At 69.8% G+C, this 26,295-nt stretch carries 27 protein-coding genes; 6 read left to right on the top strand and 21 right to left on the bottom strand.

Features of this window, described 5'->3' with window-relative positions; genetic code table 11:
• Positions 1-115: 115 nt before the first annotated feature.
• Positions 116-1,837 carry an acyclic terpene utilization AtuA family protein gene (locus ACWD10_RS02310; protein WP_451086075.1) on the bottom strand — a complete coding sequence of 574 codons (1,722 nt, stop codon included), beginning with the start codon at positions 1,835-1,837 and terminating at the stop codon, positions 116-118.
• Complete coding sequence (locus ACWD10_RS02305; protein WP_451086073.1) at positions 1,834-2,658, bottom strand: TIGR03084 family metal-binding protein; 825 nt, start codon at positions 2,656-2,658, stop codon at positions 1,834-1,836. The genes ACWD10_RS02310 and ACWD10_RS02305 overlap by 4 nt, the downstream gene beginning before the upstream one ends.
• Positions 2,659-3,136: 478 nt before the next feature.
• On the opposite strand from ACWD10_RS02305, the gene ACWD10_RS02300 reads away from it, so the two are divergent.
• Positions 3,137-5,272, top strand: a complete 2,136-nt coding sequence (locus ACWD10_RS02300) for a hypothetical protein (RefSeq protein WP_451086071.1) — start codon at positions 3,137-3,139, stop codon at positions 5,270-5,272.
• Positions 5,273-5,301: 29 nt separating this feature from the next.
• On the opposite strand, the gene ACWD10_RS02295 is transcribed toward ACWD10_RS02300, so the two are convergent.
• The 11 genes from ACWD10_RS02295 to ACWD10_RS02245 all read right to left on the bottom strand — a co-directional run bounded on the left by ACWD10_RS02295 (position 5,302) and on the right by ACWD10_RS02245 (position 14,780).
• Positions 5,302-5,436 carry a hypothetical protein gene (locus ACWD10_RS02295; protein ID WP_451086069.1) on the bottom strand — a complete coding sequence of 45 codons (135 nt, stop codon included), beginning with the start codon at positions 5,434-5,436 and terminating at the stop codon, positions 5,302-5,304.
• Between the two features lie 138 nt (positions 5,437-5,574).
• Positions 5,575-5,964: a hypothetical protein gene (locus ACWD10_RS02290; RefSeq protein WP_451086067.1), complete on the bottom strand. Its 390-nt coding sequence runs from the start codon at positions 5,962-5,964 to the stop codon at positions 5,575-5,577.
• Between the two features lie 614 nt (positions 5,965-6,578).
• Entirely contained in the window at positions 6,579-7,622 is a 1,044-nt protein-coding gene (locus ACWD10_RS02285; protein WP_451086065.1) for an EamA family transporter, read from the bottom strand.
• Positions 7,623-7,708: 86 nt separating this feature from the next.
• A complete protein-coding gene (locus ACWD10_RS02280) occupies positions 7,709-10,540 on the bottom strand; it encodes an FAD-binding and (Fe-S)-binding domain-containing protein (protein WP_451086064.1) in 2,832 nt (943 codons plus the stop codon).
• A 115-nt stretch (positions 10,541-10,655) separates the two neighbouring features.
• Positions 10,656-11,225, bottom strand: coding sequence for a hypothetical protein (locus tag ACWD10_RS02275; protein ID WP_451086062.1), 570 nt, complete (start codon positions 11,223-11,225; stop codon positions 10,656-10,658).
• Between the two features lie 182 nt (positions 11,226-11,407).
• Entirely contained in the window at positions 11,408-12,037 is a 630-nt protein-coding gene (locus tag ACWD10_RS02270; RefSeq protein ID WP_451086060.1) for a DUF5753 domain-containing protein, read from the bottom strand.
• A gap of 21 nt (positions 12,038-12,058) precedes the next feature.
• Positions 12,059-12,508, bottom strand: coding sequence for a hypothetical protein (locus ACWD10_RS02265; RefSeq protein WP_451086058.1), 450 nt, complete (start codon positions 12,506-12,508; stop codon positions 12,059-12,061).
• A gap of 303 nt (positions 12,509-12,811) precedes the next feature.
• Positions 12,812-13,075, bottom strand: a complete 264-nt coding sequence (locus ACWD10_RS02260; RefSeq protein WP_451086056.1) for a hypothetical protein — start codon at positions 13,073-13,075, stop codon at positions 12,812-12,814.
• 63 nt (positions 13,076-13,138) lie between these two features.
• Positions 13,139-13,987: a helix-turn-helix domain-containing protein gene (locus ACWD10_RS02255; RefSeq protein WP_451086054.1), complete on the bottom strand. Its 849-nt coding sequence runs from the start codon at positions 13,985-13,987 to the stop codon at positions 13,139-13,141.
• 27 nt (positions 13,988-14,014) lie between these two features.
• A complete protein-coding gene (locus ACWD10_RS02250; RefSeq protein ID WP_451086052.1) occupies positions 14,015-14,548 on the bottom strand; it encodes a DUF6879 family protein in 534 nt (177 codons plus the stop codon).
• Entirely contained in the window at positions 14,520-14,780 is a 261-nt protein-coding gene (locus ACWD10_RS02245; RefSeq protein ID WP_451086519.1) for a hypothetical protein, read from the bottom strand. The genes ACWD10_RS02250 and ACWD10_RS02245 overlap by 29 nt, the downstream gene beginning before the upstream one ends.
• Positions 14,781-15,084: 304 nt before the next feature.
• On the opposite strand from ACWD10_RS02245, the gene ACWD10_RS02240 reads away from it, so the two are divergent.
• Positions 15,085-15,633, top strand: a complete 549-nt coding sequence (locus ACWD10_RS02240) for a flavoprotein (protein WP_451086050.1) — start codon at positions 15,085-15,087, stop codon at positions 15,631-15,633.
• A 45-nt stretch (positions 15,634-15,678) separates the two neighbouring features.
• On the opposite strand, the gene ACWD10_RS02235 is transcribed toward ACWD10_RS02240, so the two are convergent.
• From ACWD10_RS02235 to ACWD10_RS02225, 3 genes are read right to left on the bottom strand one after another with little or no spacing between them, the layout of a single operon-like run.
• Positions 15,679-15,870, bottom strand: coding sequence for a hypothetical protein (locus ACWD10_RS02235; protein ID WP_451086048.1), 192 nt, complete (start codon positions 15,868-15,870; stop codon positions 15,679-15,681).
• A gap of 11 nt (positions 15,871-15,881) precedes the next feature.
• Entirely contained in the window at positions 15,882-16,073 is a 192-nt protein-coding gene (locus ACWD10_RS02230) for a hypothetical protein (protein ID WP_451086046.1), read from the bottom strand.
• 10 nt (positions 16,074-16,083) lie between these two features.
• The gene (locus ACWD10_RS02225) at positions 16,084-16,935 is read right to left on the bottom strand and encodes a helix-turn-helix domain-containing protein (RefSeq protein ID WP_451086044.1); all 852 of its coding nucleotides are present in this window, start codon (positions 16,933-16,935) and stop codon (positions 16,084-16,086) included.
• 194 nt (positions 16,936-17,129) lie between these two features.
• Here ACWD10_RS02225 and ACWD10_RS02220 point away from each other — a divergent pair, with 194 nt between their 5' ends.
• The 3 genes from ACWD10_RS02220 to serC all read left to right on the top strand — a co-directional run bounded on the left by ACWD10_RS02220 (position 17,130) and on the right by serC (position 19,423).
• Complete coding sequence (locus ACWD10_RS02220; protein ID WP_451086042.1) at positions 17,130-17,648, top strand: ATP-binding protein; 519 nt, start codon at positions 17,130-17,132, stop codon at positions 17,646-17,648.
• Positions 17,649-17,738: 90 nt separating this feature from the next.
• Positions 17,739-18,215 (top strand): hypothetical protein, encoded by a 477-nt coding sequence (locus tag ACWD10_RS02215; protein ID WP_451086040.1) that lies wholly within the window; start codon positions 17,739-17,741, stop codon positions 18,213-18,215.
• An 89-nt stretch (positions 18,216-18,304) separates the two neighbouring features.
• Positions 18,305-19,423, top strand: a complete 1,119-nt coding sequence (serC, locus tag ACWD10_RS02210; RefSeq protein ID WP_451086038.1) for a phosphoserine transaminase — start codon at positions 18,305-18,307, stop codon at positions 19,421-19,423.
• 179 nt (positions 19,424-19,602) lie between these two features.
• Here the strand turns inward: serC and ACWD10_RS02205 are convergent, their stop codons facing one another.
• The 4 genes from ACWD10_RS02205 to ACWD10_RS02190 form a co-directional block, all read right to left on the bottom strand.
• Positions 19,603-21,066: a choice-of-anchor P family protein gene (locus ACWD10_RS02205; RefSeq protein WP_451086036.1), complete on the bottom strand. Its 1,464-nt coding sequence runs from the start codon at positions 21,064-21,066 to the stop codon at positions 19,603-19,605.
• Between the two features lie 138 nt (positions 21,067-21,204).
• Positions 21,205-22,215, bottom strand: coding sequence for an ArsR/SmtB family transcription factor (locus ACWD10_RS02200; protein WP_451086034.1), 1,011 nt, complete (start codon positions 22,213-22,215; stop codon positions 21,205-21,207).
• 151 nt (positions 22,216-22,366) lie between these two features.
• Positions 22,367-23,212 (bottom strand): ABC transporter permease, encoded by an 846-nt coding sequence (locus ACWD10_RS02195; protein ID WP_451086032.1) that lies wholly within the window; start codon positions 23,210-23,212, stop codon positions 22,367-22,369.
• The gene (locus tag ACWD10_RS02190) at positions 23,209-24,216 is read right to left on the bottom strand and encodes an ATP-binding cassette domain-containing protein (RefSeq protein ID WP_451086030.1); all 1,008 of its coding nucleotides are present in this window, start codon (positions 24,214-24,216) and stop codon (positions 23,209-23,211) included. Before ACWD10_RS02190 ends, ACWD10_RS02195 begins: the two co-directional genes overlap by 4 nt.
• A gap of 104 nt (positions 24,217-24,320) precedes the next feature.
• Here ACWD10_RS02190 and ACWD10_RS02185 point away from each other — a divergent pair, with 104 nt between their 5' ends.
• A complete protein-coding gene (locus ACWD10_RS02185; protein ID WP_451086028.1) occupies positions 24,321-25,136 on the top strand; it encodes a TetR/AcrR family transcriptional regulator in 816 nt (271 codons plus the stop codon).
• A gap of 28 nt (positions 25,137-25,164) precedes the next feature.
• Here ACWD10_RS02185 and ACWD10_RS02180 read toward each other — a convergent pair whose 3' ends face one another.
• Entirely contained in the window at positions 25,165-26,244 is a 1,080-nt protein-coding gene (locus ACWD10_RS02180; RefSeq protein ID WP_451086026.1) for a hypothetical protein, read from the bottom strand.
• Positions 26,245-26,295 lie beyond the last annotated feature (51 nt).

Here is a 26,295-nt window from a genome sequence, read left to right as displayed (position 1 = left end):
GTACCAAACCGGGCTGGTTCCAACCCGGCTGGTGTTGATCGTGTAAGACCTCGCAGGCCGTCGGCCTGACAGGCGACGTGAGCCAGGAATCCCCCTGCTTCGGCCGGGGGAGGGTTCAAAGGAATACCTCCGGGATGTCCAGGTGGCGGGAGCGCAGCCACTCGCCGAGGCCCTTGGCCTGCGGGTCGAACCGCGCCTGGGCGGCGACGCCCTCGCCGAGCAGCCCTTGGACGACGAAGTTCAGGGCGCGCAGGTTCGGCAGGACATGACGTACGACGGTCAAGTCCCGGCATTCCGGGAGCAGTTCGCGGAAGGTCTCGACGGTGAGGGTGTGGGCGAGCCAGCGCCACTCCTCTTCCGTCCGCACCCATACGCCGACGTTGGCGTCCCCGCCCTTGTCGCCGCTGCGGGCTCCGGCGATGGCGCCCAGGGGGGCGCGGCGGGTAGGGGCCGCCGCAAGGATCGAGGGAAGAGGGGGAAGCGCGGGAAGTGGCGGCTCGGGCACGGGCCGGTCGTCGGGAGCCGCGGTCTCGGCGGGCGCGGGCACGGTCTCCCGCCGCCCATCAGGCAGTACGACCACATGCTCGACCTCGCCCTGCCCGACGTAAGCCGCCTCGAACACCCCGTACGGCGCGCCCTTTCCGGGTGGGGCGGTGACGTGAAAGCCGGGGTAGCTGCCGAGCGCCAGCTCGACGGCGGCCCCGGAGACGACCCGGCCGACGGCCTCGGGGTCCGGGTCGCGGACGACGAGCCGCAGCAGCGCGGAGGCGGTCTCCTCGGTGTCGGCATCGGCGCGGTCGGTGCGGGCGAGCTCCCAACGCACCTCCCTCGGGCGCGACTTGGACCGCGCGAAGGCATCCTCGATCTGCTCCCGCACCAGCGCGGCCTTGGCGTCGATGTCAAGCCCGGTGAGCACGAAGACGACCTCGTTGCGGTAGCCGCCGAGCCGGTTGAGGCCGACCTTGAGGGTGGGCGGCGGCGCCTCACCGCGTACGCCGTCGATCCGCACCCGGTCCGGCCCGGCCGCTGCGATGCGTACGGTGTCGAGCCGCGCGGTCACATCGGGGCCGTGGTACCGGGCGCCGGCCGTCTCGTAGAGCAGCTGCGCGGTGACGGTGCCGGGGTCGACGAACCCGCCGGTGCCGTCGTGCTTACCGATGACGGCGGAACCGTCGGCGGCGATCTCCGCGAACGGGAACCCGGGGCGACGGACGTCATGCCCCCGGAAGAAGGAATAGTTCCCCCCGGTCGCCTGGGTCCCGCACTCGAGCACATGTCCGGCGACCACGGCCCCCGCGAGCCGGTCGTACGCGTCCGGACCCCACCCGAAGTGCGCGGCGGCGGCCCCGCTGACGAGGGCGGCGTCGGTGACCCGGCCGGTGACGACGACGTCGGCCCCGGTACGCAGGGCGGCGGTGATGCCGTGCCCGCCGAGGTAGGCGTTGGCGGTCAGGACCCCATCGCCCCAGCCACCGCGCTGCAGGAGATCGTCCCCTTCGACGTACGCGACCCGCACGGGCACACCCACACGCCCGCTCAACTCCCGTACGCACGCGGCAAGTCCAGCCGGATTGAGCCCTCCGGCATTGCTGACGATCCGCACCCCGCGCTCCCGCGCGAGCCCCAGGCACTCCTCCAACTGCCGCAGAAAGGTCTTTGCGTAGCCGAGGCCGGGGTCGCGAAGCCGGTCGCGGCCGAGGATGAGCATCGTCAGCTCGGCGAGATAGTCACCGGTGACGACGTCGAGCGCGGGCTCGCCGGTGAGCGTCTCGCGGAGGGCATCGATCCGGTCGCCGTAGAACCCGGAGGCGTTGCCGATCCGGAGCACGCCGCTCACGCCCGGCCGCCCGCCGTGTCGCCGGGCGCCGTGTCGCCGGGCGTCCGCCCCTTACCGGGCGGCCCGGCAAAGGCCTGAGCGATGTCCAGCCACCGCGCGGCATCGCGTCCGTCGGCCCGTACGTCGAGGTCATCGGGGTGCGCCCGCTGGGTGACGAGCAGACAGAAGTCGTACGCGGATCCGGTCACGCGCTGCGCCGCGTCCTCGGGCCCGTACGCCCATACGTCGCCGTCGGGCGCGGCGAGTTCGACCCGGAAGGGCTCGGCGGGAGGGGTAAGGCCGTGTGTGCGGAAGGCGAAGTCCCGGGTCCGCACGCCGAGGTGCGCGATGTGCCGCAGCCGGGCGGTGGGCGGCTTGTGGACCCCGAGGGCATCGGCGACGTCCTGCCCGTGCGCCCAGGTCTCCATGAGCCGGGCGGTCCCCATGGAGGCGACGCCCATCGGGGGCCCGTACCAGGGAATCCGGGCGCCGTCGGGCAGCGCGCGCAGGACCTCCTGGAGCCGGTTACGCCCGGAACGCCACGTCTGGAGCAGCACGTCCGGCGGCAGGGCGGCCCCTTCGGCGGCCCCGTCGTCCACGAACGACGCGGGCGCGGCGAGGGCCTTCTCGACCTCTCCGGCGAAGCCGTCGGGGTCGGTGGCGGCGAGCAGCGCGACCTGGTCGGTCCAGGCGAGGTGGGCGATCTGGTGGGCGATGGTCCAGCCTTCGGCGGGGGTGGGCCGGGCCCACTGATCGGGCCTCAACTCCCCCACCAGACCGTCCACTTCAGCGGATTCGTCACGAAGGTCGTCGAGCACGGACACGGACACGGGGTCGGACACGGCGCACTCCCCACACGGGACGTCGGTGTGGGGAGCATGGCATTACCGCCGGAAACAAGCAAGCGTGCTTGGATTGTTGACCGGAGCTGAGCTGCCGGCCGGGCGGGTGTTGACCGTTCGGACGACGGCCGACGCCTTACTCGACTCGATCGACAACCCGCAGACAGTCCGGAACTACGGGATCGGAGTCGGCAAGACCGACGAGCGGCCTGGCGAGCCGCGGCCATTGGCGACGGGCTTGGAGGTACCGCTACCACCATGCTCGTGCCGCATGCCGACCGCGCGCTGAGTTCCCACCAACAGGTGAGCCCTAAACGTTCCTTCTGCTCAGCGAGTACTCGGCTCACGGCGATCGGGAAGCACTGCACGCGTGCGAGCACACCGAGCACCTCTACGGCGATGCCCTGGAGGGCGCTCGGGGTGTGGACCCGATAGGGCCGCTGCGGAGAACGCCGCACGGCGTGGAAGGAGTGCAGCTTTGGACGAGGAAGTGGGCCAGGGCAGTGAGGACATGGCCGACGAGGACGGGGATTTCGTCGGCAGCGAGGGCGAGGGCGAACCGCCCCCCGAGGGCGGCGGGTTCGACGACGGCGGGTTCGACGAAGGCGGCGGGGAGGACATGCCGCAGGACGAGCCAATGGAGGAACCAGCGGACGAAGAGGAACCCGCCCCCGACGAGGACGGGGAAGACATGCCGCTGGACGAACCGCCCTCTGATGAGGGCGAAGACCTCATGGAAGAAGAGGCACCTGAGGAAGCCGGGCCCGAGGAGGAAGCCCCGGATGAGAGCGGCGAAGACCTGCCGGAGGACGAAGACCTGCCGGAGGACGCTGAGGCCGAGGACGCATCCTCCGGCGAAGAGGACCCCGAGGTAGCGGAAGAGGAACAGGGGGCCGAAGAGAGCACGGACGAGGAGGGAGCCGAAGGGGCGGCGGACGAGTTTACGGAGGGCTCCGACGAGAGCGGTGAGGAAGGCCCGGAAGGTGAGGAGCCCGACCCCGGCGACGAGCTCTCCGGAAGCGACGAAGGGGACGGTGAGGAGGCAGGAGACCAGGACACCGTCCCGGACGCCGAGGATGCTCCTGAGGAAGAGGATGTTCCGGACAGCGGGGACTCGGACGAAGGCGAAGAGCCGCAAGGCGCCGAGGACTTGTCAGAGGACGAGGGTCAGGAGGCGGTTGGCGACGACGGTGAGGCGGAGCCTTCCGCCGAATCGGATGAAGACGAAACCGAGGAAGCCCCGGACTCCGAGGAACCGGCCGTAGACGAGACAACGGACCAGGACTCACCCACCGACGAAGAGAACGCCGAACCGACTGACGAGGACACCGGCGAGGGTGAGGAAGGGGGCGAGACCGACGACGGGATGGAAGCCTCCGGCGAGTCCGAACCAGCCGACGGCGAAGACGACTTGGAGAACGACGAGGGCGAGGAGAGCCCCGTCGACGAGGCGGAGAACACCGAGACCGAGACCGCAGGCTCCGACGAGGGAGACACCCCGGAGGAGAGCGCCGAGGACGACGAGGGCGACGAGGGCGAGCAGGACGCCGTAGCCGAGGACGAGCCTCTGGAAGAGAGCGTCGACGAGCCCGAGGGGCAGCAAGAAGCCGAGGAAGAGTGGCCACCAGAGGAGAGCGAGGACGAGTCGGCGGCTACCGGGGAAGGCGGTGAAGACGCTGACGCGGACGAACCTGACACCGAAGTCGAGGGAGAAACCGAAATAAACGGGGAGGACGACCAGCCGGCGGATGAAGACTCCGACGGGGAGAAGAACGCTGCCGAAGAGGAAGAGCAACCACCAGCAGAGGAAAGCGAGGAAACCGAGGAGAACGAGGAGACCGAGGAGGAGGGCGACGGGGCGCCGGAGGCGGAGGCGGAGAGCCCCGGTGACGAGGAAGTGCCACCGGAAGGAGATGCCGAGGGCGCATCCGAGGCCGAGCCGGGCGAGGTCACGAACGAGGATGAGGGGCCCGAGGAGGGCGAGGACGAGGACCGCGAACCCGGCGAGATCATTGGTGAGGAAGGGGGAGAAACCGAGGCTGGGGAGGCCGAGCCGGGCGAGGTTACCGGCGAGGAGAAGCCAGTTACCGGCGAGGAGGACGCTGAGCCCGGTGAGGTCGGGGAGATTCAGCAGCCCTCCGCGGAGGACGGGGAGAAGCAGGCGCTGACGTCCGGGGGCCGAAAGCCGCAGAAGGTGGACGGCGGTTCGGCGAAGGAGAAGCCGAAGCCGAAGGGGAAGCCGAAGCCGAAAGAGACGGGCAAGGAGAAGGAGAAAAAGACTCCGTATATGGCAACGGGTCAAAGGGCAGGCGCTCCTACCCTATACATGACCTGTTACCACGGCGCCATCGCCTTTGGTTACAAGGACGGGCCCGGCACAGACGAATACGACTGGTACGGCCTCTACAGCGGGGAGGTCACGGCGTCCAACTGGCGCACAAACCTGGTTACCTGGCAGTGGGCCACGTACTACGTGGAGCACAAGACCAGCAACTACTCAGGAATCCCGTCGGGAAGATTCACGGTCGCCTACTGGCGCTATAACTACGAGCAGAAACGGTATACCCTTCTGCGCTCGATGGGCGGCGTCCAACCGATCAACTGCGAGATTTGAAGGCGAACCAGCCCGCCGTAGAGGTCATTTCATTTGGAGATGCGGCGGTGGCGCTCGACAGGGATCGCTTCGCCGTCTGAGTCTTCCCCCTCGCCGAGTTCTCCCCCTTCGTCGGCCGCATCGTTCCCCTGGCCGTCGCCGGTGTATTCGTTGTCGTCCGACATGGAGCCCCGTCGGTGCCACGTATACGTGGATGCCGCGTGGCGGACCCGACTGGCTGCCGGGCCCGCCACGCGGAGAGGAAGCGGAGAGGAAGGGGAGAGGAAGGGGAGAGGAAAGGCGACCGACGGCCGCCGAGGACGTCAGCCGGTGATGGTGAACGAGCCGTCGAACGGGGCGGACTTCAGGCCACCGAAGAGGGCCTGCGCGGCGCAGTTGATGCCCTCCTTGACCAGGTCGACCCGGAACTTGCCGTTCACCTTGGCGCCCACGTACGCGCCGTCGGTGACGGTGCCGTCGACCGTCGCCTCGTTGAACATCTGGCCGGAGATGGTGATCGACAGCGTGCTGCGCAGGGTCTTGCCGTTCTTGGTCTTCCACTCGATCGTGCCGGTGCCCGGGGTCGGCACATCGCCGCCGCCGACCACACAGGACATCGGCGCGTTGAACGAGCCGTTGAACCTCGCCGTGGCGATCTCACTGCCGCCCGGGCTCATACCCGCGCACGAGCGGTCCTGCCCGGTGTACTGCACATTCGTGTCCCGGGGAGGCGCCGGCAGCAGCCCCGGGGAGAAGGACGCCTGGCCGCCGGCCTGGCACGACACCCCGGCGGCAGCGGCTGCCGGTACGGTACCCGGCGCGGCAGCCCCCGCGACAGGCGACGCCGACAGACACACAGCGGCCGTGCTCGCGACCACGGCGAGGATACGAGGGATACGAGAGATACGAGAGATACGAGGGGCAGACACAGACATGGGCGCACGGACAGACACGAGGTTCTCTCCTCAGTCCAGGGAACGGATACCTGACCCATTGAGGCGGATATTCCAACTGCCCCTCAACCCATTGCAGATGCGGTCACTCTATAGATCGAAAGAGAAGCGTTTCATCGAAGACCTTGCGTTTATCCGCAGGGCGAGGACGCATATACCCTGATTTCTCTTTCACCGACCAAAGGATCAGGAGCGAAGGTCGCGCAATGCTGTGAAATCGCATAGGGGAGCGCACAACCGGCGCTCGTTATACGTCGAAAGGGAGAAAGTGCTCTGCTTTGCGTTCACAGCGCGGTGCGTTCACAACGGGGGGCGTTCACAACGGCGGTCGAGATGGCCCCAGGCCCCCGTTCGGGCCCCGGCACCCCGCGGCCTCACGCCTCGGCCCGCCCCCGCCCCCGGCCCCGGCCCCGGCCCACCTGAGTCCGTACCGCCCCCATGCTGGCCGCGATGACGAGGGAGATGGCCAGGGCGTCCGTTACGGACAGCGCCTGGTGGAGGACGAGGAAACCCGCCGTCGCGGCGATCGCGGGTTCCAGGCTCATCAGGATCGCGAAGGTGGAGGCGGGCAGGCGGCGCAGGGCGAGGAGTTCGAGGGTGTACGGGAGTACGGAAGACAGGATCGCGACGCCCGCGCCGAGCGCGAGGGTGCTCGGCACGAAGAGCTTGCTCCCGGACTCGGCGAGTCCGAGGGGCAGCATGAATACGGCACCGACCGCCATCGCGAGCGCGAGCCCGTCGGCCTGCGGGAACCGGCGCCCGGTCTTGGCGCTGAAGACGATGTACGCCGCCCACATCGCGCCCGCCGAGAGCGCGAAGGCGGCACCGACGGGGTCGAGCCCGCCGTAGCCCCCGCCGCTGAGCAGGACGACGCCTGCGAGTGCGAGCGCCGCCCACAGGGCGTTGACGGCGCGGCGTGAGGCGAGCACGGAGAGGGCGAGCGGGCCGAGCACTTCGAGTGTGACGGCCGGGCCGAGCGGGATGCGGGCGACGGCCTGGTAGAACAGCCCGTTCATGGCGGCCATGACGAGCCCGAAGGCGATCACCGTGCCCCAGTCGGCGCGGGAGTGGCCGCGCAGCTTCGGACGGCAGAGGAGCAGCAGCACGACCGCGGCCGCGACCAGCCGGATCGTCACCACACCGAGAGCCCCGGCCCGCGGCATCAGGGTCACCGCGAGCGCCCCGCCGAACTGCACGGACACGCATCCGGCGAGGACGAGTCCTACCGGGCCGAGCGAGCCGCCGCGGAGACCGCCGCGGAGTCCTTGGCCACCGCTGCCGGTGGAAGCGGTGGCCGTGGCGGCCGTGGCCGTGGCGGCCGTGGCCGTGGCGGCCGTGGCCGTGGCGGCCGTGGCCGTCGTCGTGGGAGTAGCAGCGGGCCCCGTCGTGGGCACGTCGATGCGCTGGCCTGCGTTCACGGGGCGCCGTCCTAGAAGTTCATTACCGTAGACTTGCCCGGGCAATGTACTGGACCAGCGTCAGGGACGTAAAGTCCTTTTGGAGCTTACGCGCCCGGGTCGCCCAGGCCCTCCGCAAGCACCTCCGCCAGGTGCCGTCCCCGCACCCCGGCCAGCTGCTCCAGCTGCGTACGGCACGAGAACCCGTCGGCCAGGACGGCCGAGCCCTCCGGCGCGGACCGCACCGCGGGCAACAGCTGCTCCTCGGCGCAGGCGCGGGAGACGTCGTAGTGCCCGTCCTCGAACCCGAAGTTCCCGGCGAGCCCGCAGCATCCGCCGCTCAACTCGCCCTCCAGACCGGCCCGTTCACGGAGTCGCCGCTCGGCGGACTCCCCGAGCACGGCGTGCTGGTGGCAGTGGGTCTGGCCGACGGCCGGGCGGTCCAGGCGGGGCGGGGCCCAGTCCGGGGCCAGTTCCTCCAGGGCCTGGGCGAAGGTGAGGACCGAGTCGGCGACCCGCCCGGCCCGGGGGTCGTCGCCGAGCAGCTCGGGCAGGTCGGTACGCAGGGCGGCGGCGCAGCTGGGTTCCAGGACGACCAGGGGCTGGCGGTCGATGGGTACGCGGTCGAGCCGGTCCAGGGTGCGGCGCATGACCTCGCGGGCGCGGTCGAGCTGCCCGGTGGAGACGTACGTCAGTCCGCAGCAGACGCCGCGCGGTGGCAGCGCGACACCGATCCCGGCCGCCTCCAGGACCCGTACCGCCGAGCGCCCCACCGAGGGCGAGAGGTGATTGGTGAACGTATCGGGCCAGAGCCACACGGTGGCCCGAGCACCGTCGAGGCCCCCACGCCGGCCCCCACGCCGGGTCCCACGCCGGGTCCCGAACCAGCCACGGAACGTCCGCGGAGCAAGCCGTGGAATCTCCCGCTCCGGCGCGATCCCGCCGAGCCGCTTGCCGAGCGAGGCGAGCGGGGGCACGCGTGTGCCCAGGTTCACGAGCGGCGCGAGCGGCGCGGCGAGCCGCAGCCACTCCGGAAGGCGCCCCATCGAGTAGTGCGCGGCGGGCCTGCGCCGCCCCTGATAGTGCTGGTGCAGGAACTCGGCCTTGTACGTGGCCATGTCGACCCCGACGGGGCAGTCGGACCGGCACCCCTTGCAGGACAGACACAGGTCGAGGGCCCCGCGCACCTCCTCGGACCGCCACCCGTCCTCGATGACCTCGCCCGCGAGCATCTCGTGCAGGAGCCGGGCCCGCCCGCGGGTGGAGTGCTGCTCATCCCCTGTGGCACGAAAGGACGGACACATGACACCGCCGGAACCGACGGACGTATTACGGCACTTGGCGACGCCCACACACCGTCGTACGGCGGCGGAGAAGTCCCCACCGTCGTGCGGGTACCCGAAGACGACGGGCACGGGATCGCGCGGCAGCGAAGCGAACCGCAGATTGTGGTCCAGCGGCACGGGCCGCACGAGCATCCCGGGATTGAGCAGATCATGCGGATCCCACACCCCCTTGACCTCCTCGAAGAGCCGCACGAGCCGATCGCCGTACATCTTCGGCAACAGCTCCGCCCGGGCCTGCCCGTCCCCGTGCTCCCCGGAGAGCGACCCACCGTGCGCGACGACAATCTCGGCAAGATCCTCAGAAAACCTCCGGAACCGCCCGACACCGCCGGGACTCATCAGATCGAAGTCGATCCGCACGTGAATGCACCCGTCCCCGAAGTGCCCGTACGGCGTGCCGCGCAGCTCATGCTCGGCGAGCAGCGCACGGAACTCCCTCAGGTACGCGCCGAGTCGCGCGGGTGGCACCGCACAGTCCTCCCACCCGGGCCACGCCTCGCTCCCGTCGGGCATCCGGGTGGCGGTCCCGGAGGCGTCCTCCCGGATCCGCCAGAGGGCGCGTTGCCGGGCGGGGTCGGTGACGAGGAGCGCGTCCAGGGCATCGGCACCGCGTACGAGCGTCTCGGCCCGGGCCCGAGCCTCACCGGGCGTGCCACCCCCGACCTCGACGAAGAGCCACGCCCCGCCCTTGGGCAGCCCTCGAGCACCCCGTACGAGATCGACGGCCATGCCCTCCACGGTCAGGGGCTTGTATGGCAGGAGCTCAGCGGCGGCTTCGGCAGCAGCACTCTCGTCTCCGTACCCGAGCACGGCGAGCACCCGGGCCCCCGGCACCTCGACGAGCTTGACGGTCGCCTCGGTGAGCGCCCCGAGCGTCCCCTCGCTCCCGCAGAAGGCCCGGGCGAGATCGACCCCGCGCTCGGGCAGGAGGGAGTCGAGGGCGTACCCGGAAATCCGCCGAGGCAGCTCCGGAAACCCGGTCCGGAGCAGCTCCAACTCCCCCTCGACCAGGGCCTGGAGACCCTCCGGGGCGGCGCCCCACCCCTCCCCGCGGGCGAGATCATGGGCGGCACCGTCGGGGGTCAGGACGTGGATCCGCTCCACGTTGTCGGCGGTGGTCCCCCAGGCGACGGAGTGGGACCCGCAGGAGTTGTTGCCGATCATCCCGCCGAGGGTGCAGCGGCTGTGGGTGGAGGGGTCGGGCCCGAAGGTACGGCCGTGCGGCGCGGCGGCTGCGCGGAGCTCGTCCAGTACGACGCCGGGTTGGACGACGGCGGCCCCGGCCTCGGCGTCGACGTGGAGGATCCGGTTCATGTACCGCATGAAGTCGAGGACGACGCCGACCCCGGTGGCCTGCCCTGCGATGGAGGTCCCGCCGCCCCGGGCGACGACGGGCACGGCGTGCTCCCGGCAGGCGGCGAGGGCGGCGGCCACGTCCTCGGCGTCACGTGGGGCGACCACGCCGAGGGGGACGCGGCGGTAGTTGGAGGCGTCCATGGTGGTCAGGGCGCGGGCGGTGGTGGAGAAGTCCACCTCGCCGCGCACCGCCGTGCGAAGTGCGTGCTCAAGCTCGTGCTCGTCGTGGAGGCCCATGCGGAACAGGGTGCCCGGAGGGGCGGGGGACACGCGTGGAAGGCACGCTCGCTATTCGGCGGACTGATTCGGCGGGCTGATTCGGCGGGCTGACGTGAACTGCCCGCCGTGGCCGTCAGACCACCCCTGCCAGCGAGATGCTGACCATGAGCAGTGCGATCCCCACCCCACCGACGACGGCACACACCAGCACGGCCCAGAAAAGGCCCTTGGCCACCATCCCCAGGCAGGAGCCGGGGCGGTATTCCTCCGGCCGCAGCCGCTCCCTGGCCCCGCGGGATACGCGGACGCGGCTGGACGGCGACAGCACGATCCGCGCTATGGCCTTGTCGACGGAGTTGTTGGCGCCTAGACGGGGCTCCTGCACGGCGAGACGGACGCCGTGCTCATCGGTGAGCAGCAGCCAGTCCACCGAGGCGGAGCTGGTTTGGCCGGGAATCATCAGGTGCCGGACCCTGGTCAGCCGGTTCAGGTCAACGGTGCGGCGGCCGAACAGGGTGCGGGCGGTCAGCAGGCTGCCCCGCCTTTCGGGCCGCCGCGGGGTGGTGGCCACCAGGTAGACCGTGGCGGCGGCGATGTGCGCCATGAAGGCCGTAAAGCACCAGCCGTCACCGACAACGCCCGCCCGCACCAGGAGCGGCGGCAGGAGGACCATCACCAGGAGGGTCAGGAAGGTCGCACCCAAGGTGCACCACCTGGCAGTTCGCCCTTGCCCAGGCTCGCATATGTAGTTAGTCATGGACACGGGCGGGCACTGTACCCGAGCCCGTTTGCGGTCAGTTGGGCGGCTGGTGCGCACCGCCGCGCGCGTTCCGCGCTGTGGGTCGGCCGGGTCAGGCCCGGGGCGCGGGGGCGTCGGTGTCGGCCTCAGGGGCCCCATCCGCGGTCCGGATCGCCGAGCGCGTTCAACTCCGCTGAGACGATGGCCTTGGCCTCCGCGCCGTACACCGCGCTCCGCTCCAAGAGCCTGAACGCCTTCTGATACGCCGCGACCTGCTTCTCATCGGTGAGCGTCGGGCTGTCACCGAACAGCTCGATCTCGACCCTGACGCCGTCGAAGATGCCGAACGAGTTGCCGGGGAATACGTACCGCTCGGCCCGATCAGGAATGATGCCGAGCTTCAGGCCAGGAAGGTCGAATGCCTCAAGGAGCCGGGTGAGCTGGCCGCGCATGACCTCCGGCCCACCGATGTTCGTACGCAACGCATCTTGTCCGAGAAGGACGTGATAGGTCCGATCGCCCTTACCGATCAGCTCTGCGCGTGCCGTGCGGGCCCGCACGCCGGCCTCGATGTCGTCCGGCACCTCAAGGAAGTCCACGACGAGACGGAGCATCGCTCGCACGTAGTCGGGAGTCTGGAGATTTCCCCAGATCACCTGCGGGCAGTAGTGCAGCGTGTGTTGAGTCCTTTCGACAAGTTCCAGAAAAGCTTCCTGGGTTGGCCCCATTCCTTCTTGATGCAGCTCTTCCCAAGTCTTGCTCCGACCTTCCGCCACGTCATCTCCCTCTACTAGCTACTACCTACTCTCTGGCACCCGGTTCGGGACCGGGCAAACGTACTCGGGACGAAACCGGTGCGGGGAGCAGGCGATGAGGTGGACGGCGAGAAACCGCTGTCCGCTCATCCACCATCCGCCTGCGACATCCTCGCCGTAGGCCACGGCCTCCGCTACCACGATGATCTTCGCGTCAAGGGAGCTACGGTCGTGGGAATCAATGAAGGCATCGACGTGCTCGCGGGCCTTGCGACCGAACCACGCTGCTGCTTCCCGGGGGTCGGTCCAGGTGCCCATCACGAAGTGGGCGGGTTTGAGGAGCCAGTGGGCGAGCTCCAGAGGCGGCACCCCGGACGAGGAGAACTCGGGGTGGCCTACCCGGCGAGGACCGTCCCGCATCGTTCCGAAACCCGTGCCGAGCCACGTGTAGCCGTGATGGTGTCGCATGAGAGTGGGTCTCTCCGGGTGCATGTACTTGCGGAGGATGGGGCGGCCAACGACGCGCCGCCCCTTGGGAGTTACTTCACTGTCCGGCGATCAATTGCGGCCGCAGCCGTCACCGTCGCCGCAGCCGCCGGTCTCATTGCCGCCTTGTCCGTCGTCGTCCTCGGGGTCGGCCTTGACCGGCTCACGTAACTCGCGCATGGTGACCTCCAGGTGCGCTCTGCGGCACGAGGCCCGTCCTCGCGCCGTCGTGCACATGCACGGGCCCTCTTGCGGGCCCACCCGTCACCGGTCGCGGTCCTGCCAGGGAATGGCGGCCGGTGCGGGGCTTCAGGACCTACGACCGTGGGGCCCGTTCCGCACAGCGACGTCGAGCCTTGCGGCCGGGGGTACGACGGCGGCCGCGCGCGGCGCGTGCTTGGGGCAGGCGTAGACGGTGTGCCCGGGGCCACTGGCCGCATGGATCACGTTGACGACGACCGGCTCGTCCGTCGTCCGGTCGCACCGGTAGCAGAACTGGCCGGTGTACAGCGTCCGCACGCTGGTGCAGGTCTCTTCGGTTCGGATCGTGTAGACCCTGATGCTGCTCGCCATGCCAACGACGCTAGGAGCGTGGCTGGTTGAATCTCCATGTTCTTGCATCGAATTGCACGCGAATCACCCGAGGGCGGCCACGGCATTCGTGATCAAGTCCCGCGCCGGGGCTCCATGGACAGCGATCTCGGAGAGGCCCGCGAATGCGTGGGCGTAGACGCTCGTCTCGCTGGGAGCGGTGACGTTCACCTCGGCGGTCAGCAGTTCCGTACTGACCTGGTGGTCGTCGAAGAGGTAGAAGGCTTCGAGCGGCCAGATGTGGCGGGGTGCGGTGAACGGGATGATGCCGAGGCTGACGTTCGGCAGGGCCATGACCGCCAGGAGGTAGCCGAGCTGTCCGGCCATGGTCTCAGCGTCGCCTATGCGGTACCGCAGAACCGTCTCTTCCAGCAGGAACGCGAAGGTGTGGCCACCCTCGTGCAGCGTATTGGACCGCTCTATGCGGGACGCGGCGGCCTCAGGAGCGTCGTCCGGGGTGCCCTGGAAGCGGGCGATGGTCGAGAGCAGGGCGGTTGCGTACGCCTCGGTCTGGAGGATGCCGGGGACGACGTTGGAGCAGTAGATCCGGAAGTGGCGCGTCCGTGCGTACAGCGGCAGCACTTCGTCCTGGGCGCGGCGCATGCCGTGACGGTGCAGCTTCTTCCAGTGCACATACATCTGGTCGGCCTGGCGATTGGCCGCGATCAGATCCGGAACTTGGCTCTCGACGCCGCAGGCCGCGCACCAGGCCCGTACATCGGCGTCTGAAGGCGGCGTCTTGGCGTTCTCGATCCGGGACCGCTTCGAGGGACTCCAACCACACCGAAGAGCCAGCTCTTCACCAGTCAACCCTGCGTCCAGGCGGATCTCCCGAAGCTGTTTCGCGAGGCGTTCACGGGCAGCCTGGGCAGCGGACGAGGGCGAAGCGGTCATAGGCGGCTGGCTCTTCGGTCGTTCGGATCAGACGGTGTACTTCTCGTGCGGTATCCCACGCTCCCACACCGCTTCGAAGGCTCTCGCGGCGAGCTGGACAACAGTCGGCTCGGTGCGTACCTCCCACTTCGGCTCGGACCAATTGCCGTCGCCAGAGAAGTGGTTGAACAGGACGGCGCTGCGGTCGAAGAGCCAGAAGTCGTTGCCGGGCAGTGCGATGGCCGAGGCATGCCGCCGGGGCAGCCATCGCACGTCTTCCCCTGCGTGCACGTTGACCGAGGCCCCGGCGTGCTCGTACCTGATGTACTCACTCACCGGCTCGGAGACGATGCGCGCCCTTCGGACCGTGACACCCCGGCCAACCGTGCGGCCGATCAAGTCGACCCACGGTGTCCAGTACTCCGAGGTGGGGTCGGTGTCGCGCTCCCCGGTACGGCGCCAGTGCTCAAAATCCTCGGATTCATCACCGACGCCGTAGACGTCGCGCATCTCCAGGTGACAGGCGGACCGCTGGGCAGCAGCGAGCAGTTCTTCAAAGCCGGGCTCGTCGCTCTGCGACATCGCACGCCTCCCTGATCATCGCCACCATGCGGGCCGGGACCCGCACAACGGCCTCATTCTCCGGAATCCCGACCGCATGCCCTGGGACTTCGGTCGCCGCGCACTCTGCTTCCAGTCCAGCGCTGGGTTTCCAGCCCTGGAAGACCAACTCTGCACGCTCCTCGTCGACCCACACCGTGGGGGAGCCCTGCCTCCCTGTGTCCGGATCAATCCCGACGAACCGTAACGTCATGCCCACCTCCGGCATCTCGCCGCTTGCAGCACCTTGCATGACGATTCCTCGGCCGCAGTGAGCAGTCAAGAACACATGCCCGTCGGGAACTTGAATCAGCCAGCGCCCATACCCCTGAGGGCAGCCGCTGGGTCAGCTGTCGCTGGGTCAGGTGCGCGAGTTTCCACTGCCGTCGGATCCGAGCGCCAGTGTGCTCGTCGTGGGAAAGGGCATACCGGCCTCCCTTCCTGACTCGTCATCTGGAACGGTACCCGCGCGTTGAGCGCTGGACCTCGATCGCCCCGTATGTGATCGGATAGGCCAAGTGACGAGGACCAGGACGCTGCACTTGTTCTGTTCGGCTGCGCCGCCGGTGTTCGACGTGGCGAGGGTGGTTGAAGATGCGCAGGCCCGCGGCTGGGACGTGTGCCTGGGCCTGACGCCGACCGCGGCCCGGTGGCTCGCGCCGCGCTTTGACGACCTGGCCGCCCTGACCGGCCACCCGGTTCGCTCCGAGTACAAGTTGCCCGGAGAGCCGGACGTGTGGCCGAAGGCAGACGTCGTCGCATTCGCACCTGCGACGTTCAACAGCATCAACCAGTGGGCGCTCGGCCTCACGGACAAGTTCGTCGTCGGGGTGGTGGCCGAGGGCATAGGCAAGCGGATCCCGACCGTGACCATGCCCTGCGTAAACGCCGCCTACGCGCAACACCGGGCCCTCGACCGGAGCGTTGCAGAGCTCCGCGAGATGGGCGTGACGGTGCTCTACGGGGAAGGCGGATTTGTGCCGAACCAGCCCGGCCAGGGACGACCGAACGCGTACCCCTGGCACATGGTGCTGGACGCGGCTCGGGCCCTCGCTGACAGGGCATGACGAAAGGCCCCTGCCCGGCCCACGCCCGGATCGCTTTTACGCCTGCTACAGCAGGTGGTCCGCCTTGCCTGCCTTGATGTCGCGGATCATCTGGCGCAGGGCGTCGTGGCTATCGGTGAGATACGTATCCTCAGCCCCGGAGACCGCGACGTACGCATTGCCTTCGGCGTCGGTGCCCAGGCGGAAGCAGCTGGAGCCCTCCGTGCAGAACGAGTCTTCCCAGTTGATGTCGGCCATCACGGCGCCTCCTACAGAAGGTGATCGGCCTTCCCGGCCTTTACGTCGAGGATCAACTGCCGCAGAGCATCGCGACTGTCCGTGAGATACATGTCCTCGGCTCCGTATACGGCGATGTAGGCGTTGCCTTCGCTGTCCGTACCCAGGCGGAAGCAAGCGGAGGACTCCGCGCAGAACGGCTCTTCCCAGTTGATCTCAGTCATCGGGTACCCCTCACAAGTCGTCGGCAACGGTTCGGATGAAGTCGCGTGTGTCCTCAGGCGACAGCGCCAGGCGTTCCAACCAGTCAAGTTGGCCCCTGTACTTGGAGAGCTGTGACTCCTGGTGGAGAAATTCCGGGCCGAGGGCGCTATCGACCTGGACGGTGTCCAGAGCCGGAACCGGCCCTTCGGCGCAGAACACGGTCGCGCCCGCCCCTGGAAACGCTCCGGCCTCAAATGGAACGACTCGAAGCGTCACGTTCCCCCGCTCGGAGACACCGAGCAGGTGCTCCAACTGAGCACGAGCGACCTTGCGACCCCCGAAGCGCATCCGCAGTGCGGCCTCGTGGATGAGAGCGACATACGGCATCGGATCGCCGCCACCCAGAATCTGCGCCCGCTCCACACGGTGGGCCACCCTCAAGGCCACCTCGTGATCGGACATCGGCGGAACATTCGTCCGGAACACAGCGAGTGCGTGATCGCTGGTCTGGAGAATGCCCGGCAGGTGCACGAAGTTGGCGCCGCGCAGCCGCTTGGCGTGCCACTCCGCCTCGGCGATGTCGAGGTGCCCTGCGGGCAGACTGCCCCGGTAGCGCTCCCACCATCCCCGTGTCTTCCGACCAGCCATCTGCGCAAGCGCATCGACGTATTCCTGGTCTGAGCACTCACAGTTGCAGGCCAGCGTGCGTACGCGCTCGGGGCTGATGGCACGGATGCCCGACTCGATGCTGGAGATGTTGCTGCGGTCGATGCCGAGCAACCCGGCGGCCGTCTCGATGGACATGCCTGCGGCCGTCCGGATCTTCCGCACCTCAGCACCAAGCCGTTTCTGGCGCTGAGTTGGGGCGGTCCTCGGTGGCATGCGTTCCCCTCCTCGACGTTCACGGGAAGTCTATCGGTGCCCCTAATTACGCGAAGCAGGTAGCACATGGACCACCAATCCCCCTACAGTGAGTGACGCACCAGTCACAGACACCGTGACGGAAGCGCACCCCTCGGCCTGCCCAGGGACAGAGCCACCGTCACAACCTCACCCCCACACAAGGGAGTTGCCCCATGACCGTCCTCTCGCTCGTCACCGCCGAAGGCCCCACCGTCACCGCCTGCCCCGCAGCACCCGCGTACGACACGACACAGCCCCCGAGTCCCGCGACCCTCGCCTACAGCCTCACCCTCCCCACCGCCCCGACCAGCCCGGCCATCGCCCGCGCCGCCACCCGTACGCTCCTGACGGCCCACAGCCTGCAAGCCGCTCAACCCGCCGCGCTGCAAGCGGTTGGCGAACTGGTCGCCTACGCAGGCCAGTTCACGGCAACGCCCGAGATCTACCTGTCCCTCCGCTACCGTGACGACGCCCTACGCGTGATCGTCTACGACGACCATCCCAGGCACACCAACCACCACCTCGCCGCCGCCTGCGAAACCCGTCGCCGCGCAACCCTCCGCGTCCTGGCTTGCGTAGCGAAGGCCTGCGAGGGCGACTGGGGCTTCGGCCCGGCCCGCGAACCCGGGCCCGCCACCCGCACCTGGGCGGTCCTGCCGCACGGAGGCCTTACCTCCTACGGGCATCCCTGATCTATCCCCGAGTTCTGCCGCTTCCTGTTCCTCACCTGCCCTGACACGAGGGATAGTTCACTGCAAGGACAAGACCGAGCAGGAGCCGCGATGACCGACGCGCCTGACGTGTGGGAGCTGCGCATAGGCGTCTACGCCACCCGCGAGCAGCTCGACTCTCTGCTGGCCCGGGCCGGGGAGCTACTCGCCGAGCGGGTCCCCGCCTGGACCCTGGACAGCGTGGGGAGCCAGGAACCGGCCGAGCCGGAGGGGTCGGAGGGGTCGGGTGACCCGGCCGACGACGCTGGTGCGGAACCGTTCACCGTGGCCGAGCTGTACGAGGAGCTGCCCGAGCAATGGCGGGTCGAGCACCCCGGCCGGGATGCCGCGGGACGTGATGTGTACGAGGTGCGTGCCGGAGGGCTCGCGGTCTCCGAGCGGGAGGCGCGCGAGGTGCTTGACGCGCTCCTCCGCCTGCTCTGCCCCGACCCCGAGCACATAGGGCCGTGCGCCGTTCCCTGGTCGTCTTCCGGTGTCTTCAAGGCGGAGGGTTATACGGAGGGGTGCACGGAGGGCTACAGGGCCTGATCTCTGCGTACCCCTGCGCCACACGGACACCCCGTCTCGCACCATGGACCCCGAGCACCCCCGGCGGCCCGAGCCGATAGGCTCGCGGGGTGGCTGAGATCCAGATTCCCGCTGACATCAAGCCCGCCGACGGCCGGTTCGGCGCGGGCCCCTCCAAGGTGCGTACGGAAGCGCTCGACGCTCTGGCCGCCACCGGTACCTCCCTGCTCGGCACCTCCCACCGCCAGGCCCCGGTCAAGAACCTGGTCGGGCGCGTGCGCGAGGGTGTGCAGAGCCTCTTCCAGCTGCCCGAGGGGTATGAAGTCATCCTCGGCAACGGTGGCTCCACCGCCTTCTGGGACATTGCGACCCACGGGCTCATCGAGAACAAGTCCCAGCACCTGTCGTTCGGTGAGTTCTCCTCCAAGTTCGCCAAGGCCGCCAAGCTCGCGCCCTGGCTCGCCGAGCCCACCGTGATCCAGAGCGAGCCCGGAACGCACCCGGACCCGCAGGCCGAGGCAGGCGTCGACGTATACGCGTACACGCACAACGAGACCTCCACCGGTGTCGCCGCCCCCATCAAGCGGGTCCCCGGTGCCGACGAGGGATCGCTCGTGCTCGTGGACGCCACCTCCGGTGCGGGCGGTCTGCCCGTCGACATCACCGAGACCGACGTCTACTACTTCGCCCCGCAGAAGTCCTTCGCCTCCGACGGCGGCCTGTGGATCGGCGTCTTCTCCCCCGCCGCCATCGAGCGCGCCCAGCGCATCCACGCCTCCGGGCGGCACGTGCCCGAGTTCTTCTCGCTGCCCACCGCGATCGACAACTCGCGCAAGAACCAGACGTACAACACCCCCGCCCTCGCCACCCTCTTCCTGCTCGCCGAGCAGCTCGACTGGATCAACGGGCAGGGAGGTCTGGACTGGTCCGTGCGCCGCACCGCCACCTCTTCCCGGACCCTCTACGGCTGGGCCGAGGACGCCAAGTACGCCACCCCGTTCGTGACCCACCCGGCACAGCGCTCGCAGGTCATCGGCACCATCGACTTCGACGACAGCGTCGACGCCGCCGCCGTCGCCAAGACCCTGCGCGCCAACGGGATCGTGGACACCGAGCCGTACCGCAAGCTCGGCCGCAACCAGCTGCGCATCGCCATGTTCCCGGCCATCGACCCGGCCGACGTCGAGGCACTCACCAAGTGCGTCGACTACGTCATCGAGAAGCTCTGACCGTACGGCTCCGTAAGGACCCGTACAGAGCCGTACGGACCGCGGCGTCCGAGTGACGCGTTTCGCCCCGCCGAGTCGCTGCTCGGCGGGGCGAAGCTCTGCCTGCGTACGGCTAGGTGCCACGCGCAGTCGTGCCAGGCGCTACGTGCCACGTGCAGTCGTGCCACACGCTAAACGCGCTACGCGCAGTCGTGCGCGCTCGACGTGCTGGAGCCGATCACCACATCCGCACCCGCGGGCGTCGTCAGGTGCACGGCGTTGACCGTAAGGCCCTGGTCGGCGCCCTCCACCGGGATCTGCTCGTTGACCACGAGCTTGCCCGCGAGGCCGAGGTCGACCTCGTAGCCGGGGGTGTCCGGGATCTCGATGGGGGTGCCGCCGACCGTCAGCTCCAGGCTGACGCTGCCCGCCGACGCCGTGCAGCTGCTCGTCGATGTGGACGTCAGACCGGAGATGCCGATGACCGGGAGGCCGGGCAGGCCGATGTTCGCGTCGGCCACGGTGGCGGTCGACGCGGCGCTGCTCGGGCCGACCTTGGTGGCGACCTCGGCGCAGAGCGCGTCGGCGTTCAGGACGACCGCGTTGACGCTCTCGGCGCACTCGGGCCCCTTGGTCTCCGCCTCCGCCGTGCGGACGGTGCCGGTGTCCGGGTTCGGGTCGATGCGCAGCGGGAGCAGCGGGAGCGGGACCTCTGCGGCGATGCCGTAGGCGCGGCCCTGCACGTGCTGGAGCTTGAGGTCCGCGGTGTCCTTGGACTCCAGGTACGCCTCGTCGCCCGCGAAGGTGGCGGTGAGCGGCACCGTGCCGTCGTCCGTCAGGCTCTGGTCCGCGACCTCGACCGTGCAGCTCGCCTTGCCCTTGTCGTCCGTCTCGCCCTCGCAGGTCTGAGCGGAGTCACCGTCGCCGAGCTCGAAGGCGACCTCGCGGTCCTCGACGGGCTCGTCCGACTCCTCCGTCTTCAGGACGGCGGAGAGCTCGGCGTCCGAGCCGTTGGAGATGCTCTCGTCGCCGGTGTAGGCGAGGGTGGTGGCCTCCGGTTCGGGCTCGGGGTCGGGCTCGCCGCCATCGCCGTCGCAGTTGGTGCTTTTGAGGTTCTCCCCGTTGCCCGGCGTGAGCCGGTACTCCTTGCCCTGGAGGACCGGGTACACGAGCTCGTCCGGCCCGCCGGTCTGCTCCCCCTCGGTGGGGTAACCGTTGCCGTCGAAGTCGTACATCTGCTGGTAGTGGAGGTGGGCGACTCCGGTGCCCACGTTGCTCGCCGTGCCGATCCAGTCGCCCGTCTTGACCGTGGCGCCCTCCTTCACGCGGTCGCTCATGTGGAGGTACTGGGTGAACCAGCCGTCACCGTGGTCGATGTGCACCCCGCCGGGCTCGACGTGCGACACCTTGCCGCCCGCGGAAGCGACGACATCGGCCCCTTCCGTGTCGCCCTCCGTCCACTGCATGTCGACGCGCTTCTGTTCCTGGCTGCCGTCCCCGGGGCCGTGGCCTTCGTAGGTGAACATCGCCCACGTCTGGCCGCACGAGAACGGCGCCTTGAAGTCCGGCCGGTTGTCCGGTGGGTCCTCCGCCGCGGCCGTCGGCACGCTCAGCGCGCCCGCCGCCAGGATCCCTCCCAGCACCACGGCTATGCGTCGCTTCACTTCTTTCCCTCCCCGTTGCGGTACGCCACTTGGTGTGGCCATGGCCATTGGAGAGGGGGCACCCCCGCCCCGGACAGGGGATTGCACCCGGATGCAAACGGACCCTTTGCCTCCGCCGCAGGAGCCAGGACTCAGGAGCTAGGACAACGGCGTCAACTCCCGCCCGCCTCCGGCCAGTTCCTCCCCCAGCCGGGTCGCGATGTGCAGCACCTCACCGCCCTGCCGCTTACTGGTGACCAGTCCCGCATCCCGCAGCGCCGCCGCATGCCTGCTGGCGCTCGCCACGGACACCCCGATACGCAGGGCGAGTTCGCTGGTCGAGCAGGCCGAGCAGGATTGGGCGAGGGCCCGGACCGCCTGCGCGCGGGTGCGGCCGAGCACCGCGGCCAGGCCGTCCGCGCCGCCGGACGGAGCGGACGCCCGCGCCCCGGGCGCACCCTCCGTGACCGGATAGACGAGCACCGGCGGCAGCCCGGGGTCGATGAGCGTCACCGGCGTCGCGCAGAAGAAGGACGGCACGAGCGTGATGCCGCGCCCGTCGAGACGCAGGTCCCGGTCGACCGGATACTCGGTGCTGAGCACGGGCCACGTCCACCGGACCGTCGGCGACAACGTGCCGAGCAGCCGCCCGACCCCGCCGTCCAGGACGCGCCGTCCGCACACCGCGCGCTCCGCGAAGACCGTCTCGTCCAGTTCGGCGAGACAGGGGCGGACCAGCTCGCGGTGGTACACGGTGAGCGCCCGCACGAGCTCCCGTCGGCGCTCGCGGTCGCCATCGGCCAACTGTCTTACCCATGCGGGGCGTTCACGCCGCCGGAACACCATCTCGAGGTCCCGCGCGAGCGGCAGCCGCCCGGCGCCGCTGATCAGCTCAAGGGCGCCGCCGAAGTCCGGCTGCCCCGGCGGCGTGAGAAAGTCCGGAAAGTCGCCGCGCGGCGGCACGAGCGTGGTCAGCAGCCGTAGTACGCCGCGCAGATCGCGTCTGCGCAGCCGGTCGCGTACGTGTCCGAGCCAGGGTCTGCAGCGGGCGGCGGACCTCGGCAGCTGGAGCCGGTGGAGGCTGAGCGTCAGCTCCCACATGACGTCCGGCCGCGCGGCCACTGTCGTACGCGCCAAGTCCTCGGCCGTGAAGTGAATACGCAACGCCATGCCGCCCCCCGACCATGGTCGTGTATGAACGGCATTACGGTAAGTGTCGTTGATAAATGAACGATTGACAGGGAGTCGGCCCCATCGGGCGCGGAAACCCGGTCAGGATGTGCGCCGCACACATCCTGACCGGGTGGGATGCCTGGACGCCTCAGCGGCCCAGGCCCTGATACCGCCGCACCGCAAGCGGCAGGAACACCGCCGTCAGTACGAGCGGCCACACCACCGCCATCAGCAGTGCGTGCTGTTCGGGCCAGGCCGCGCCGCCCCCGCCACCGCCGGGCATGGGGAAGCCGAACAGCTCCCGCGCCGCCGTACCGGTCGCCGAGATCGGGTTCCAGGCGGCGACCGTGCCCAGCCACCCCGGCATCGACGCCGTCGGCACGAAGATGCTGGAGATCATCGTGACCGGGAAGACCACCGCGTAGAGGCCCCCGGCCGCCTCCGGGCTCGGTACGAGCAGCCCGAGCCAGACGCCCAGCCAGATCAGGCTGAAGCGGAGCAGGAGAAGCAGCCCGAAGGCCGCGGCGGCCTCGCCGAAGGAGCCGCCCGTGCGCCAGCCCATCGCGAACGCCGTGGCCGCCAGGATCGCCAACTCCGCGCAGGCCAGGACGAGATCGGTGACCCCGCGCCCGGTGACCACCGCGGACGGTGCCATCGGCATGGAGCGGAACCGGTCGATGACGCCCTTGCTCGCATCCGTCACCACGGTCGTCGCGGTGTTCATGAAGCCGAAGGTCATCGTCATCACGAACATGCCCGGCATCAGGAAGTCCCGGTAGCTGCCGCCGCCCTCGCCGCCCGGCGGCTTCATCGCGCCGCCGAAGACATAGCCGTACAGCAGTACGGAGATGATCGGGAAGCCCAGCTGCCAGGCGACGTACGAGGGTTGCCGCTGGTAGTGGGTGAGGCTCCGGCGGACCACGTTCCAGCTGTCGACGATCGCCCAGAAGAGCGCGCCACGCCGGGCATCCACCCCGAGATCGACTGTGCTCATGCGGCCGTCACCTCCGGCTCGGCGGGCGCGGAGCCGGACCGGTGGCCGGTCAGGCTCAGGAACACGTCGTCCAGGCTGGGCCTGCGCAGGCCGATGTCCTGGGCCGCGACGCCCTGGTCCTGGAGGGTGCGGGCAACGTCCGTCAGCGCGGCGACGCGGTCCGCGACCGGTGCGTGCACCCGCTGCTCACCGCTCGGGCCGTCGGCCGGTTCCGTCTCCGGCTCGGTGCCGGGCGCCGACACACGGGCCACCGCCTTCACCACCGCGGACAGATCGGCCACCTCGGCGACGACCTCGATCCGGTCGCCGCCCACCGCGGACTTCAGGCCGTCCGGGGTGTCGTCGGCGATGGCCCGGCCCTGGTCGATGACGGTGATACGGGAGGCCAGCTTGTCGGCCTCGTCGAGGTACTGGGTGGTCAGGAGCACCGTCGTACCGCCCGCCACCAACGCCCGCACGGACTCCCAGACTTCACCGCGGCCGCGCGGGTCGAGCCCGGTCGTCGGCTCGTCGAGGAAGAGCACATCGGGCGCGAGGATCATCGACGCGGCGAGGTCGAGGCGGCGCCGCATGCCGCCGCTGTACCCGCCCACGCCCTTGTCCGCCGCGTCCACCAGGTCGAACCGCTCAAGCAGCTCCCCGGCGCGCAGCCGCGCCCGGCGGCCGCCCAGGTGGAAGAGGCGGCCGAACATCTCCAGGTTCTGCCGCCCGGTGAGCAGTTCGTCCACGGCGGCGTACTGCCCGGTGAGACCGATCCGGCGGCGCACCGCGCGCGGCCGCGCGGCCACGTCCACGCCCGCGACCTCGGCGCGCCCGCCGTCGAGGCGGATCAGCGTGGCCAGGACGCGTACGGCGGTGGTCTTGCCCGCGCCGTTCGGCCCGAGCAGGCCGTGCACCGTGCCGCGGCGCACGGCGAGGTCGAAGCCGTCGAGGGCGTCCTTCTCGCCGTACCTCTTGCGCAGGCCCTCGGCCCGCACGGCGTAGGTGGATGTCTGGTCGTTCACGGGTTCTCCCCCTGGCACTCGGACACTGACGCTAACTGAGTACAGCGTACCCGATTGCGCGTACGCCGTACCCAATTAACGTGGAAGCGACTACGCTGGCCACCATGAGCAGCACAAAGGGACCGGCGGCCGAATCATCCGGCGGACCGGCGAAGGGACTTGCCGCGCACGGCGCGACCGCGACCAGCGGCAGCGGCGACATCAAGCGCAGCCTGGAGCTCCTCTGGGGCACCGGCGAGCGCCCCACCCGCGGCCCCAAGCCCGGCCTGACCCTGGACCGGATCGTGACGGCCGCGATCGGGATCGCCGACGCTGAGGGCCTGGCGGCGGTGTCGATGCGGCGGCTCGCGACCGACCTCGGCACCGGGACCATGTCCCTCTACCGGTACGTGCCGGGCAAGGCCGAGCTGCTCGACCTGATGCTGGACCGGGTGTACGGCGAGGACGCCACGGAGACCGCGGACGATCTGGACTGGCGGGCCGCCGTCGAGGCCATGGCCCACGCCCACCGGGAGCTGTACCGCCGCCACCCCTGGCTGCTCCGGGTCAACCAGGCACGCTCGGTGCTCGGCCCCGGCTCACTGCGCAGCCTGGAGGTGTGCCTGGGGCCGCTGCGCACGATGGGGTTCACCGACCCCGAGATGCTGTCGGTCATCCTGGCGGTGCAGAGCTTCGCCTCCGGCATGGCGCGGATGGAGATCGACGCGGTGGAGGCGGCCCGCGACACCGGGCTCAGCGACGAGGAGTTCTGGGGCGGCCAGACCCCGTTCCTCGAAAAGGCCATGGAGACCGGCGAGTTCCCGCTGCTCGCCCAGCTCTCGGAGGAGACGTTCGGCAGCGAATTCGACCACTTCGCGTTCGGTCTGCAGCGGCTGCTCGACGGGCTCGGGCGCCTGGTCGAGGGCCGCACGTCCTCCTAGGACTTGTCGTGCCTGGGACCTGTCGCGCCTAGGACTTATCGCGCCGCAGCATCCGCTTCAGGCCGAGGAACGCGGCGACGACCAGGCCGAGGGCGATGGCCCCGGTCGTGAAGTCGGAACTCCCGCTGCTGCCGCCCGAGTTGTCGCCCGCGCCACGTGTGGCCGTCCCAGAACCCGAGCCGGAACCGGAACCGGAACCAGAGCCGGAGCCGGAGCCGGAGTCAGCACCCGGCCCTGAGCCCGTACCCCCGTCCTCCGTGACCCCCGGCGCCCGCAACGGCTCCACCTCGCTCCCCTCCCCCTCCGACCCGAACATCAGGTCCTTTCCGTCCGGGGCGTACGCCACCGACTCGCCCTGACGCTGGAACGGCACGTCGACCCGGCCCTCGTACGCGGCCCGACCGCCCTTCCACGTATAGGACTTGGCGTCGAAGTAGCTGCGCAGCACCAGGCGGTCGCCGTCCGGCGAGAACGCGCCGTCGGTGGTCCACAGGTCGATGTCGGCGATCCGACGGAAGACATTGGTCCCGGAGGTGGACAGCTCGCGCGGGCCCTCGTAGAGCCCTCCGCCCCCGTCCCTCTTCTTGTCCGCGATATACACCCGCCCGGTCTTCGGGTGCACCATCAGCGCCTCGGCGTCCCGGGCGCCGTCCGCGTACTTCACCACGTACTGCGTGGCCTTGACCGTGGTGTCCTTGAGCCGCTTCGGCTCGGGGAAGCGGTAGATCCACACGTGGTCCCAGGTGCCGCCGAGGTTGTCCCCGATGTCACCGACGTACACGTTCCCGTCCGGGCCCACCGAGATCGCCTCGACGTCGCGCGCGGCGCCCACGCCCGCGAGCGTCACGGTGGCGACGGTGCGGCCGGTGCGGGAGTCGACGGCGTAGACGCGGGAACCGTCGTCGCTGTCGTTGTGCGTCCAGTAGATGCCGGGGTGCGCGCGGCTGGCGGCGAGGCCGCTGGACTCGGTGATACGGGAATCCTTGATGGCGAACCCCTCGTTGTCGTCGGCCGCGGCCGCCGGGCCCGCGGCGCCGAGCAGCACGAGGGCGGCCGCGGCTGCCGTACCCACACCAGTGGCGGCTGCCGTACCCACAAGTGAACGCATGACCCCAGCCTGCCAGCCCGCCCTCCGGCCCGTTCGCCGTACGTGGGCAGC

This window comes from Streptomyces sp. NPDC002851, from assembly GCF_053591935.1.
This window is presented reverse-complemented; position numbering and strand designations above follow the sequence as displayed.